The organism is Comamonas sp. Z3 (genome assembly GCF_008121565.1).
Lineage (GTDB): Bacteria > Pseudomonadota > Gammaproteobacteria > Burkholderiales > Burkholderiaceae_C > Comamonas > Comamonas brasiliensis.
Genome location: NZ_VOQU01000009.1, coordinates 121,704 through 133,816, shown reverse-complemented (window position 1 = coordinate 133,816; position 12,113 = coordinate 121,704). Strand labels below are relative to the sequence as shown.

The window sequence follows — 12,113 nt, the reverse complement described above, 5'->3', positions numbered from 1 at the left end:
AACCCAAGAAACCGGCCGCACCCCATGGCGCTTGCATCTTTCCAATACCACCGCGTCCCCACAGAAGCCGAGCCGCTACGTGCCGAGGTAAGGCGTTTTCTCGCCGCCACACTCAAGGATCGCAGCGCCCTGCGCCGCGCGGATTCGTGGATGGGCGCCGACCCGGCCTTCAGCCGGGAATTGGGGCGCCAAGGCTGGCTTGGCATGACCTTGCCGCATCAGTATGGCGGCCACGACGCCAGCCCCTGGGCCCGCTATGTCGTGATCGAAGAGTTGCTGGCGGCTGGAGCCCCCGTCTCCGCCCACTGGATCGCTGACCGCCAAAGCGGCCCCTTGATCCTACGCTATGGCACGGAAGCCCAGCGCCAGAAGTACCTGCCCGGCATCTGCAGGGGCGAGGTCTATTTCTGCATTGGCATGAGCGAGCCCAACTCGGGCTCGGATCTCGCATCAATCCGCAGCCGCGCGGTTCGCGACGACGCCTCCGGCGATGGCAGTTGGCGGCTGAGCGGCCAGAAGGTCTGGACCACCAATGCCCACCACGCGCAATACATGATCGCCCTGGTGCGCACGGGTGCTGCGACAGGCGACAAGGCTGCGCGCCATGAAGGAATGTCGCAGTTCATCATTGACCTGAAGGCACCCGGCGTCACGGTGCGCCCGATCCGCGACCTGGCGGGTGGCGAGCATTTCAACGAGGTCTATCTCGACAACGTCCGCCTGGATGCCGATGCCTTGATCGGCACCGAGGGCCAGGGCTGGGAACAAGTCACCGCGGAACTCGCCTTCGAGCGCAGCGGGCCAGAGCGTTTCCTGAGTAGCATGGCGCTGCTGCACACGCTGATCGACGCCATCGGTACACAGCCGGATGCCCTGCAGGCCCATGCCGTGGGCAGCCTCAGCGCACGCCTTGTCGTGCTGCGCCAGATGTCACTGGCGGTCACGGCCGAGTTGGCCTCGGGAGGCAACCCCGCCTGGGCGGCCTCCTGCCTGAAGGATCTCGGGGCTGCATTTGAGCAGGAGATCCCTGAACTCGCGCAACAGGTGCTCGATGTGGCGCCCGCCGTCGGCGGGGGCAGTGACCACGCGCAAGTGCTGGCGGCCTTGATGCAGATGGCGCCTTCTTTCTCGCTGCGTGGTGGCACACGCGAAATCCTGCGCGGCATTATCGCCCGCGGCCTTGGACTGCGTTGAGAACACAAGCATGCGTGAATTGTTTGAATCCACCATCGAGCGGCTGCTGGCCGACCTCGTCACCCCGGAGCTGATCCGCCATTGCGAGGCAGGCCACTGGCCGGTCGACCTGTGGGCGGCCCTCGAATCATCCGGGTTCGCCGTGGCGGCCGCGCCGGAACACCTGGGCGGCGCTGGCGCATCCTGGGCAGATCTGTACGGGATTGTGAAGGCTGCGGGACGCCACAGTCTGCCCCTGCCTCTGCCCGAGACCATGTTCGCGAACTGGTTGCTGGGCCAGTGCGGGATCGAAGCCCGCAATGAGCCACTGGGCATCTCCATGCACGGCAAGCTGTCGCTCAGCCATGCCGCAAAAGGAGCCTTCTTCGACGTGCCCTGGGTTGCGCCTGCGGAAACGCTCGTCACCGGCACGCTGTGCAACGTACCCTGGGGGCGCGATGTGGAGCATGTCATTGCTCTCGTACCCGGCGAACGAACGACCCTGGTCCTGCTGTCGCGCCGCGACGCGGAGGTCAGCGCCAAACAGAACATCGCCGGCGAGCCGCGGGACGACCTCAGTTTCAAGAACACCACGCCCATCGCGGTCGCGGATGTCCCCGCCCACTGCGCCGATGACGTGATCTGGTGGGGAGGGGCCATGCTGCGCACGGCCCAGATGGCGGGAGCCCTCGAAACTACGCTAGACCTGAGCACCCGCTACGCTACCGAACGGGTTCAATTCGGCAAGCCCATCAGCGCATTTCAGGCAATCCAGCACCAGTTGGCGCAGATGGCTCAACACACTGGCAGCGCGCTCGTCAGCGCCGAGGCAGCCTTTTCGGAGTCTGGCGGATCGCTGGCGGCCTGGCAGATTGCCGCGGCCAAGGTCTGCGGCGCCGAAGCCGCTGGCGTGGTTGCCGGCATGGCCCATGCCGTGCACGGCGCCATCGGCTTTACGCACGAACACGCGCTGCAGTTGGGAACCCGCCGCCTCTGGGCCTGGCGCAGCGAGTTCGGCAACCTGGGGCACTGGACGCAGCGGCTGGGAAAGGCCGTTGCCCAAGGCGGCTCTTCCTCGCTGTGGCCAGCCGTCACCAGCGGCCGCCTGGCAGCCCTGTCCTCCATTTGAGTTCCCACCCCATGAGTGAACAAAGCCCTGCCCCCTTCCTGCTGATCGAACGCGACGGCCCCGTGCTGACCGCCCGATTGAACCGCCCCGAGACGCGCAACGCCCTGACCGATCCCGCGCACATGGACGAACTGGTGGCTCTGTGCCGCCAGATTCGGGCAGACCACAGCATCAAGGCTCTGGTGCTGACCGGCGAAGGCACGGCCTTCTGCGCTGGCGGCAATGTGAAGGACATGCAGCAACGCGGCGGCATTTTCGCGGGCAGCCCCTACCAGGTGCGCGACAGTTACCGCGACACCATCCAGCGCATTCCCCTCTCGCTCTACGAGCTCGACGTGCCGGTGATCGCAGCGGTGAACGGCCCTGCAATTGGCGCGGGCCTGGATCTGGCTTGCATGTGCGACATCCGGATCGCGAGCGACAAGGCCCTGTTTGCCGAGAGCTTCGTCAAGGTCGGCATCGTGCCTGGAGACGGCGGCGCCTGGCTGCTGCCGCGCGTGATCGGCATGCCCAAGGCCAGCCTCCTGGCCTTCACCGGCGACACCATCGATGCCGCCAAGGCGCTGTCCTGGGGTCTGGTTGCGGACGTGTTTCCCACCGACCAGTTGCTGGGCCAGGCACAGGCGCTCGCCCAGCGCATTGCGCTCAACCCGTCGCATGCACTGCGATTAACCAAGCGCCTGCTGCGCGAAGGCCAACATGTGCGCCTTGACACCCTGCTGGAGCTTTCATCGGCCTACCAGGCGCTGTCCCACCATACCGAAGACCACCTTGAAGCCGTCAACGCCTTTCTGGACAAGCGCCCCGCGCAGTTCACCGGTCGCTGATGGCAAGCCCCCAGAACCAGGACATTTCCATGCGCCCCGTATTCCGAGAAGACCACGAGCAGTTCCGCGAACAGGCCCGCCGCTTCATTGAACGTGAAATCGTGCCCCACCTGCATGCATGGGAGGCCGAGGGTATCGTACCCAAGAGCGTCTGGCTCAAGGCTGGCGAAGCCGGCCTGCTGTGCTCCACCGTGCCCGAAGCCTACGGCGGCGCAGGCGGCGATTTCGGCCATTCCGCAGTGATGATCGAAGAACTCGCGCGGGTCAACGCCACTGCGGTCGGGTTCACCACGCACTCGGAAATCGTCGCGCCCTACATCGTGGCGTATGGCACAGAAGAGCAGAAACAGCGGTGGCTGCCCAAAATGGTGAGCGGCGAGATGATTGGCGTGATCGCGATGAGCGAGCCCGGCGTGGGCAGCGATCTGCGCAGTATGCGCACCACCGCCGCGCGCGGCAATGACACCTACATCATTAACGGCCAGAAAACTTTCATCACCAACGGAGGCAACGCGGATCTGGCCGTGACGGCCACCAAGCTGGATCCGGCAGCCAAGGAACTGACGCTGATCTGCGTTGAAACCGATCGGGCTGGTTTTTCCAAAGGCCGCCGGCTCGAGAAAATCGGCCTCAAAGGCCAGGACACCTCGGAGCTCTTCTTCGACAACGTCTCGGTTCCGATGACGAACCGGCTTGGCGAAGAAGGCCATGGCTTCAAGTACCTGACCCACCAACTGGCCTGGGAACGCACGATCATCGGCATCCGCGCGGCCGCATCGATCGACTCGCTCATCGACCAGACGATCCAGTACACCCGCGACCGGAAGGTGTTCGGCAAAACCGTGTTCGACTTCCAGAACACCAAATTCAAGCTCGCCGAATGCAAGGCCCAGGCCACCATGCTGCGCGTGTTCGTCGACGACTGCCTGGCCAAGGCGATGCGCGGAGAACTCAGCGCGGAAGTCGGTGCCATGTGCAAGCTCATGGGCTCCGAAATGCAGGGCAAGATTCTGGACGAATTGCTGCAACTGCACGGCGGATACGGCTTCATGAGCGAGTACATGATCAGCCGCGCCTGGGTCGATGCCCGGGTGGCGCGCATTTACGGCGGCACCAGCGAAATCATGAAAGAAATCATCAGCCGATCGCTCTGATTGCACTGATTCCGGGTTCAATTTTAAGGAGATCCCATGCCGCAAATCATCTATGTCACACCCGATGGCAAGCGCACCGTACTGGAGGTTGCCGAAGGCACCAGCGTCATGCAAGCCGCGCTCGCCAACGGCCTTCCAGGCCTGAATGCCGACTGCGGCGGCGCGTGCCAATGCGCGACCTGCCATGTCTACGTCGAGCAGCCCTGGGCCGAGCAGTTGAGCTCGATCGACGATACCGAAGATGCCATGCTGGACTGCACGGGCGAGCCCCGCCAGCCCAACAGTCGGCTGTCCTGTCAGTTGATGGTCACCACCGCACTGGACGGCATGGTGGTGCGGCTGCCCGCCGTGCAGTAACCCACGCCCCCCGATCAGGGTTCGGTCGCGGCCCAGGCCCCCACATGAGCGAACCCGTTGCATCTCCCGGGCGGACCAACCTCGGGATCATCTCCATTGTCTGTTTCAACTTCGCGTCCTATGTCTGCAACGGGCTGCCGCTCGCCGTGCTGCCCGGCTACGTGCTGAACGGCCTTCACTTGAGTCCGGTGTTTGCCGGGCTGGTGATCGGCTTGCAATACATGGCCACCTTGTTGTCGCGCCCGCTAGCGGGTCAACTGGCCGACCGACGGGGTTCCAAACGCGTGGTGCTGTACGGGCTCGTCGGACTGGTTCTCAGCGGGGTTCTGACCAGCCTCGCGATCTTCCTGCAGGCGCCGCTCTGGCTCGGCACCGGGCTGCTCCTGGCGGGGCGTGTGGTGCTGGGCATGTCTTCCGCGCTGGTATCGACGCCGTGCTGCACCTGGGCCATCGGCCTGTACGGGACCCAGAACACGGCCCGCGTGATGTCGTGGAACGGCATTGCAGCCTACGGGGGAACCGCGCTGGGCGCACCTCTGGGCGTGCTCGTTCGCGATGGGACGCACCTGATCGGCATCGGGCTGTGCACCGCCCTGCTCGGCCTTCTGGCCTTGCTGTTCGCCTCCACCCGGCCGGCTGCGCCCATCCTGTCGGGGATCCGGCAACCCTTCCACCATGTGTTCCTGGCGGTCATGCCCAACGGTATCGCCATGGCCTGCAGTTCCGTGGGATTTGGCGGTCTCACAGCCTTCATCGCCCTCTATTTCAACAGCCTCGGGTGGGACAACGCCGCCTACTGCCTGAGCAGTTTCGGTGGGGCGTTCATCATCGCCCGACTGGTGTCCCCCAACTTGCTGCCGCGGTTCGGCGGCTACCAGGTGGTGGCGGTGTGTTTACTCATCCAGAGCCTGGGCTTGCTGCTGATATGGCAGGCACCCTCCCCCGAGCTGGCGATGCTCGGTGCAGGGCTGACCGGCATCGGCGTGTCCTGGGTCTACCCGGGTCTGGGGCTGGAAACCCTGGAACGCACACCACCTGCCAACCGAGGCGCGGCGCTCAGTGCCCTGTCGCTGTTCTTCGATCTGGCGGTGGGCCTGGCCGGGCCTTTGATGGGCTTGATCGCCTCGGGCTTGGGGTACGCCGAGGTGTTTCTCGCCTCGGGGCTGTTGAGCATCGCCGGTTTTCTGCTAGTCATGCGCCTTCACCGGGCGGCCCACCGTTCCAGCGCCTAAAGGCACTCCACCCGATCAACCGTGTGTCATAACCGGCAAGAGCCAAGGAGCCTGAGATGATCCAACGACCCGACCATTTCACCATCGTCACCGACCAGTTGGAAGCCACCCGCGCCTTCTATGTGGACCTGCTGGGCATGCGCACAGGTCCAAGGCCTCCGTTCCCGGTGCCGGGACTGTGGCTTTATGTTCAGGACCGTCCCGTTCTGCACGTGGTGGAGGTGAATCAGATGCCCATGCCAAGGCGGGGTGCACTCGACCACATGGCGTATTGGGCAGAGGGGCTGACAGACACCATCGCCAGCTTGCGTTCGCACAGCGTAAACCTGCGTCTGATCCGTTCGCCAGGCGCCATCAGGACATGGCAGTTGTTTTTTAACGACCCGAACGGCATTGAAGTTGAACTGGATTTTTCGGAGACCGAAACGCCTCCCGAAGACTGGAGATCGCTCTCCGGCCGTGTGTCCTAAATCAAGCCTTCGTAGCTGCCGCCATCGATCTGGAGGTTCTGGCCGCTGATGTAGCCGGCCTGCGCCGAACACAAGAAGGCGCAGGCATCCGCCAGTTCTTCGGGTCGGCCAAAACGTCTGGCGGCGACCGGCTTGAGCAATTCGGCACGGGCCTGCTCAAGCGTGATATGCCGGCGCTGGGCCAGTTGCCCAGTCATGTACTGAATCCGGTCGGTCTCGATGCGTTCGGGCAGCAGGTTGTTGATGGTGACGTTGTCACGCACCACTTCGGTGGACATCGCTTTCGAGAAGGCTGTCAGGCCCGCGCGCGAGGCGGTTGAAAGACCGAGCATCAATTTGGGGGACTTCACCATCGCCGAGGTGATGTTGACGATGCGCCCGAAGCGGCGCTCTCTCATCCCGGGTACCACCGCCTGGATCAGTAGAATGCCACTCAGCATATTGCTCTCGACGGCCGCGATCCAGGTGGCGTGGTCCCATTGCCCGGCTTCGCCTGGCGCCGGGCCGCCATTGTTGGTCACCAGGATGTCGGGGGCGGGACAGGCGGCCAGCAGCGCAGCCCGCCCCGCATCGGTGCCGACATCCGCCACGACGGCGACCGGAGGCCGCCCCGACGCCGCCGCGATCTCCGCAGCGGCCGCATGCAGCGCCTGCGCATTGCGGCCATTGATGACCACCATGCAACCTTCGCGCGCGAGCGCCAGGGCGCAGGCCTTCCCGAGTCCTCTCGAAGAAGCGCAAATAATGGCCTGGCGGCCAGCGATACCCAGATCCATGGGACACTGCCTATTCGAGCTTGCCCATGCGCCGAACCGCCTGATTCAGGCGTGCAGCATCTTGATCCCAGAATGTCCGGAACTCGTCCGCGTCGAGGTAGGCGGGACTCCCCTCCGCCCTGAGCAGCGCCTGTTTGAATTCGGAGTTCTCGGCGGCGATGCGAAACGCGGATTGCAGCCGCTCCATCACGTTCGGCGGCGTGTCAAAGGGGACGAAGGCCCCCGTCCAGGGCAGCACGCCCACATTCAGCCCCGAGGCCCCGGTGCTTGGAGCGAAAGGGAACTGTGGCCACGCCTCAGCCCCCACGGTGGCCAGGATGCGCAGCTTGCCCACCCGGACATGGGACGCGATCGAGGAACGCGGCAGCATCGTGAAATCGACCTGGCCGCCAAGCAGTCCCACCATCAGAGGCGCACCTCCCGCATAGGGAATGTGGTTGAACTTGAGCTGGGCTTCATGGGCGAAGATCTCCACCGGCATGTGCACGGTGCCATAGTTCCCGGACGAGCCGTAGCTCATCTCGCTGGGCCTCGTGCGCGCACGGCCAATCAGGTCGCTCAAGGTTTTCAAAGGGCTATCGGCCCGCACGACGATAGCCAACGGATCGGTGCTGATGCGCGCCACCGGCTTGAGTTGGCTCAGGAGGAATGCCGGCTTTTGCTGGTTGACTCGCGCTTGCTCAGGCAAGGTTGACAAGCTCGACAGCGTGAAGAGGATCGAATAGCCGTCAGGCTTGGCGCCGGCGACGGCAGCCGCGCCTATCGCACCGGCCGCGCCCGCGCGGTTCTGAACCACCACGGGCTGGCCAAGCGCCCCCTCCAGCGACGGCGCGAGCTGCCGCGCCACGCTGTCGGCAAGGCCTCCGGGCGGAAAAGGCACTATCAGGTTCACGGGCCGGCTCGGAAAGACATCCTGGGCAGCGAGAAGATTGGAAGCGATGCCGGCAGCACCCGCGAGCAGCCAGCGTCGGCGAGTCATCTGGAGCGCATTTTTCATGAGAGCGGCTTCAGTCCCAGACCACATGCACTTCATGGGGGCCGCGCAACTGGGCACCGGAGATCCGGGGAGCGGGCTTTGCGGGGTCCAGGCGCAGGTTGGGCAACAGATCCAGCACGGCATTGAGCGCCACCTGCATCTCGGTCTTTGCGATGAACTGACCAATGCACATGTGCGGGCCGAAACCGAACCCAAACGAGGGCTTTGCCTTGCGATCAATGTCGAACCGGTCGGCATGCTCGAACGTCTCCTCATCACGATTGGCCGACATCACGATCGCCTGCACCATCGCACCCTTGGGGATGTGCACACCGTCGATCTCCAGATCCTTGGCTGCCTGGCGTACCTTGAATGTCGCGACGGGCTCGTATCGCACCGTTTCGTCGATCGCCTTGCCAACCAGTGCGCGATCATTGCGCACGCGATCCAACAGTTCAGGCCGCTCCAACAGCAATACCAGCAGCGAACCGAACGTGCGGGTGGTGGTCTCGCCAGCGGCCGGCAGCAGCGAGCGCACGAACGTCGTGATCTCATGGTCGTTCAACTGGCGGCCTTCGTACTCGGCGCGAATCAGCCTGCTGATCAGATCCTCCCCCGTCGCGCCTTCGGCCCGCACTTGAACCACCGCTTCCATGACTGCGTCATAGAGCATCCTGGCGGCCTCCATGGCCGCCTCGCGCGCCCGGACAGCCTTTTCCGGATCGACCTGGGGCCCCGCGAGGATGGCCAGGGCCCAGGCCGCAACCTGGTTGATGCGTTGCGGATCATTTTCCGGAAAACCGATCAATGAATAGATCAGGCGGATGGGAAAGTGCAGCGCGAAGTCCATCAGGTCTGCGCGCTTGCTGGCTGCCAAAGGCAGCAGATATTCATTGCGAATGATGGCGTCCATCTTCGGCTTCCACCGGTTGACCACATCGGGCATGAACACCGGCTGCAGCAGCGCCCGCGCCCGGCGGTGTTCCTCCCCGTCCATTCCGGTCAGGATCAAGCCGTCAAAAAACGCGCCCAGGCCTTCCGCGATGAAGCCGCTGGTGAACCGAGTCGCATCCCGAATCACTGCCATCACGTCGCGGTACTTGAAGACAGTGAACGTCGGGCGGTTCGCATCTTGTCCCGCGATATTGGGCACACCTAGCCCGGCCATGAAGTTTTCCGCCACCACGGGGGAATCCCGGCGCATGGCAGCGTAGACCGCATGGAGATCAACGTCGGAGCCACGGTAGTTGTCCGCGACACCCGCGAATGCCCGTTCAAGGGATGAGGCGCTGGTGCTGGTGCTGGTGCTGGTCATCGCAGATCTCCTTCGCAACCCTTGCATGGTGCTCGAATATTTTAGACATTTTTCCAGATTGTGCATCACTTAACACAGATCAATTAGCTCACAAACCCGAAAATGTACATAGTAAACACCTATGTCACTTCGAAGTGTATATGAGCACAATAAGCAAAAATGTTCAATTTTTCTATGAGCAACCACGCCCCAATACCGCCTCTTGCTGGGGCCCGTCATCCAAAGAGCCAAGGAGTCGGCGCAAGCACGGACCGCGTGGCCGGGGCGGCGATGCGGGTTGACAAAACCCTCTCAGATGGCAGGCACCTCGGTGAGTGCGCTGTAGGCCGCCCGATCGCGGACGCGCATCTGTCTCCGATCGAACCCACAGTGGATCAACATTCCTTGGGCGATCACCGCCGCCGCGTGGCACGTGAGCGGCGCGAGCGCATGCGCGAGCGCCTGATTGCAGCAACCATGGACGCTTATCGCAAGAGCGCGGGAAAGCGCCGCCCCGTGATCGATGACGTGATCCGTGCGGCCGATGTCTCCCGCGGCACTTTCTATAAATACTTCGACACGCTGGACGAAGTTCTTACGGAGATCGGACGCACCACAGCGAGCGAAATGCTGCAGAGTTTCGAACGCCTGTTCGAACCCCTGGATGACGGGGCAGTGATGCTCGCCACGGGCCCGTTGATGGCGCTCGCCCGTGCGGCAATGGACCCTGCCCACGGCGCCATTGTTTCGCATGCGGACTTGGTCGACCGCATCAACGGCGACGATCCGCGCCGCCAATTGGCTTTCCGCAGTCTGAACTATGGGCGCGAGCAAGGCGTCTTCCAGTTCGACTCGATCGAGGCCGCCTTCGATCTGGTGATAGGCACCAGTGTCGAAGGCGCTCGGCGCATCTCCCGTACAGGACAGCTCAACGGGGCCTGCATCCGCGAGACCGTGGTCATGATCCTGCTCGGCCTGGGCATGAAGCTCCCGGCGGCCCGGATCGCCGTGGCCATCGCTTGGCAGCGGCTCCAGGATGCGTCCGAACACCTGCACTGGTGGAAGCCAGTCACTCCCGTCTAAGCCCGACCTCTTCTTCTCCAGGAATCTGTATGAGCACCACACCTCTCTATGACGCCATCGTCATCGGCGCAGGCCACAACGGGCTGGCCAGCGGCTGCTATCTCGCCGCAGAGGGCCGCAAGGTCATCGTCGTCGAATCCCTCGGCAAGGTCGGCGGCATGGCCTCCTCCGGCTATCTAATACCCGAAGCCCCGAATCATCTGGTGCACCCCTGCGCCCTCGATCTGATGTCTTTGCGAGTGCACCCCATGATGCCGCAGGAGCTCCAACTGGAGCGCCACGGCTTTCGCCAGACCGAAATGGAGCCTGGCTATGTCTATCTGCATCCGGATGGCAACTCACTCGTATTCGGCCGCAGCGCGGAGCAGACCGCCGCTGAGATCCGCCGTTTCAGCGCGGCGGACGCCGCGGAGTTCCTGGCCCTCATGCAACTGGTAAACACCTTCATCGACCTGGCGATTCCCATGATGCGGGTGGATCCCGCGCAGATGAACCTGGGAGCGAAATGGCAGGCACTCAAGGTACTGATCAAGAACCGGCACCTCAGGCCAGAACTGATGGGCTTGATGAAAAGCCCCGCTTATACCTCCATCATGGAACGGTTCGAGCACCCGGTCACGCAATCCGCCCTGTGCTGCCTGTTGGGTGCCGCCGGACCCATCACAGGCGAGGGTACCGGTGTTTATTTCGCGCTGCTGGGTTTCATCCAGCGCTTCGGCCTGGGCCGTGCCGTGGGAGGCATGCAGACTCTGTCTGACGCCCTGGCGGCCCGCCTGACGGAACTGGGGGGCGAGATCCGGCTCAACGCTCCGGCCGCCGAGATCATGGCCCGTGACGGGCGAACCCAGGGCGTCCGGCTTGCCAGCGGCGAAGTGCTCGAATCACGCAGTGTTATCGCGGCGGTGCACCCCAAGGTGGCCCTGAATATGGTGACACCTGGCGCCATAGAACGCCGCTACCTGACGCGGGTCGATCTGGCGCCAGCCAATGCCCACGGCGGCTCGCCCATGAAGATCGACGTCGCGCTCCGCGGCCAGGTTCGCGCCAGCCGTCACGAAGCCTTGCGCGCAGACGGGCTGAGTCTTCGCAAGAGCGTGCTGCTGATCGGCACCGTGGAAGCAGTGCTCGACAACTTCAAATGCGCAGCGCGCGGCGAAGTTTCCCGACTGCCCTATCTGTGGGCCACGGCACCGAGCGCCGTGGATCCTACGCAGGCCCCCGAGGGCCAGGACATCGCCTACTTGTATCCGATCGCCATGCCCCTCGAACCACGCGAAGGATGGGATGCCATCCGTGCCCCGGTGACACAAATGGTCATCGACCAAACGGACGCGTACCTGCCTGGGCTCAAGGCACAGGAGATTGGCCGCCGCGCTGAAGCGGCACCCGACTTCGCCAGCCGGCTGAATGTTCCCAACGGCTGCGTGGTGCACATCGACACGGGAGCCTCGCGCACGGGGCTCATGCGGCCGGCCTTCGGGCTGGGCGGCGACACGTTGCCGGTGAAGGGGCTGTTCTTCGGCGGCGCCGGCATCCATCCCGGCGGCGGCATCAATGGGCTGCCGGGCCGCATAGCCGCTGGCCGCGTGAAACGCTATCTGAAGTAAGTCTATCCACCATCCCATATCCATCCCTCAAGGAG

Annotated in this window: 12 protein-coding genes; 9 read left to right on the top strand and 3 right to left on the bottom strand. The window is 63.9% G+C overall.

From position 1 onward, the window contains the following. Positions 1 to 24 precede the first annotated feature (24 nt). The 7 genes from FSY59_RS24125 to FSY59_RS24095 are packed head-to-tail and all read left to right on the top strand — an operon-like array spanning position 25 to position 6,342. A complete protein-coding gene (locus FSY59_RS24125) occupies positions 25 to 1,194 on the top strand; it encodes an acyl-CoA dehydrogenase family protein (protein WP_034390165.1) in 1,170 nt (389 codons plus the stop codon). Between the two features lie 10 nt (positions 1,195 to 1,204). After that, positions 1,205 to 2,302 carry an acyl-CoA dehydrogenase family protein gene (locus FSY59_RS24120; RefSeq protein ID WP_034379693.1) on the top strand — a complete coding sequence of 366 codons (1,098 nt, stop codon included), beginning with the start codon at positions 1,205 to 1,207 and terminating at the stop codon, positions 2,300 to 2,302. 11 nt (positions 2,303 to 2,313) lie between these two features. Further along, a complete protein-coding gene (locus FSY59_RS24115; protein ID WP_043374639.1) occupies positions 2,314 to 3,129 on the top strand; it encodes a crotonase/enoyl-CoA hydratase family protein in 816 nt (271 codons plus the stop codon). Between the two features lie 29 nt (positions 3,130 to 3,158). Further along, positions 3,159 to 4,283, top strand: coding sequence for an acyl-CoA dehydrogenase family protein (locus FSY59_RS24110; RefSeq protein ID WP_034379781.1), 1,125 nt, complete (start codon positions 3,159 to 3,161; stop codon positions 4,281 to 4,283). A gap of 36 nt (positions 4,284 to 4,319) precedes the next feature. Then, positions 4,320 to 4,640, top strand: a complete 321-nt coding sequence (locus FSY59_RS24105; protein WP_034379697.1) for a 2Fe-2S iron-sulfur cluster-binding protein — start codon at positions 4,320 to 4,322, stop codon at positions 4,638 to 4,640. A gap of 44 nt (positions 4,641 to 4,684) precedes the next feature. Beyond that, positions 4,685 to 5,872, top strand: a complete 1,188-nt coding sequence (locus FSY59_RS24100; protein WP_034379700.1) for an MFS transporter — start codon at positions 4,685 to 4,687, stop codon at positions 5,870 to 5,872. Positions 5,873 to 5,928: 56 nt separating this feature from the next. Continuing rightward, positions 5,929 to 6,342 (top strand): VOC family protein, encoded by a 414-nt coding sequence (locus tag FSY59_RS24095; RefSeq protein WP_034379703.1) that lies wholly within the window; start codon positions 5,929 to 5,931, stop codon positions 6,340 to 6,342. Here FSY59_RS24095 and FSY59_RS24090 read toward each other — a convergent pair. Genes FSY59_RS24090 through FSY59_RS24080 form a run of 3 tightly spaced genes read right to left on the bottom strand, consistent with a single transcriptional unit; the run spans position 6,339 to position 9,409 of the window. Further along, a complete protein-coding gene (locus tag FSY59_RS24090) occupies positions 6,339 to 7,118 on the bottom strand; it encodes an SDR family oxidoreductase (RefSeq protein ID WP_034379706.1) in 780 nt (259 codons plus the stop codon). The genes FSY59_RS24095 and FSY59_RS24090 overlap by 4 nt on opposite strands. 10 nt (positions 7,119 to 7,128) lie before the next feature. After that, complete coding sequence (locus FSY59_RS24085) at positions 7,129 to 8,115, bottom strand: tripartite tricarboxylate transporter substrate binding protein (RefSeq protein WP_051962233.1); 987 nt, start codon at positions 8,113 to 8,115, stop codon at positions 7,129 to 7,131. Between the two features lie 10 nt (positions 8,116 to 8,125). Beyond that, positions 8,126 to 9,409, bottom strand: coding sequence for a cytochrome P450 (locus FSY59_RS24080; protein WP_043374642.1), 1,284 nt, complete (start codon positions 9,407 to 9,409; stop codon positions 8,126 to 8,128). 384 nt (positions 9,410 to 9,793) lie between these two features. Between FSY59_RS24080 and FSY59_RS24075 the strand changes: the two genes are divergently transcribed. Together FSY59_RS24075 and FSY59_RS24070 are read left to right on the top strand one after the other, a co-directional pair. After that, positions 9,794 to 10,471: a TetR/AcrR family transcriptional regulator gene (locus FSY59_RS24075; RefSeq protein ID WP_052052695.1), complete on the top strand. Its 678-nt coding sequence runs from the start codon at positions 9,794 to 9,796 to the stop codon at positions 10,469 to 10,471. 29 nt (positions 10,472 to 10,500) lie between these two features. Then, on the top strand, positions 10,501 to 12,078 hold the full coding sequence (locus tag FSY59_RS24070) for an NAD(P)/FAD-dependent oxidoreductase (RefSeq protein WP_034379709.1): 1,578 nt from the start codon (positions 10,501 to 10,503) through the stop codon (positions 12,076 to 12,078). Positions 12,079 to 12,113 lie beyond the last annotated feature (35 nt).

Coding starts and splice junctions, on each gene's coding strand:
- FSY59_RS24125 (WP_034390165.1), top strand. CDS start 25: ATGGCGCTTGCATCTTTCCAATACCACCGCGTCCCCACAGAAGCCGAG.
- FSY59_RS24120 (WP_034379693.1), top strand. CDS start 1,205: ATGCGTGAATTGTTTGAATCCACCATCGAGCGGCTGCTGGCCGACCTC.
- FSY59_RS24115 (WP_043374639.1), top strand. CDS start 2,314: ATGAGTGAACAAAGCCCTGCCCCCTTCCTGCTGATCGAACGCGACGGC.
- FSY59_RS24110 (WP_034379781.1), top strand. CDS start 3,159: ATGCGCCCCGTATTCCGAGAAGACCACGAGCAGTTCCGCGAACAGGCC.
- FSY59_RS24105 (WP_034379697.1), top strand. CDS start 4,320: ATGCCGCAAATCATCTATGTCACACCCGATGGCAAGCGCACCGTACTG.
- FSY59_RS24100 (WP_034379700.1), top strand. CDS start 4,685: ATGAGCGAACCCGTTGCATCTCCCGGGCGGACCAACCTCGGGATCATC.
- FSY59_RS24095 (WP_034379703.1), top strand. CDS start 5,929: ATGATCCAACGACCCGACCATTTCACCATCGTCACCGACCAGTTGGAA.
- FSY59_RS24090 (WP_034379706.1), bottom strand. CDS start 7,118: ATGGATCTGGGTATCGCTGGCCGCCAGGCCATTATTTGCGCTTCTTCG.
- FSY59_RS24085 (WP_051962233.1), bottom strand. CDS start 8,115: ATGAAAAATGCGCTCCAGATGACTCGCCGACGCTGGCTGCTCGCGGGT.
- FSY59_RS24080 (WP_043374642.1), bottom strand. CDS start 9,409: ATGACCAGCACCAGCACCAGCACCAGCGCCTCATCCCTTGAACGGGCA.
- FSY59_RS24070 (WP_034379709.1), top strand. CDS start 10,501: ATGAGCACCACACCTCTCTATGACGCCATCGTCATCGGCGCAGGCCAC.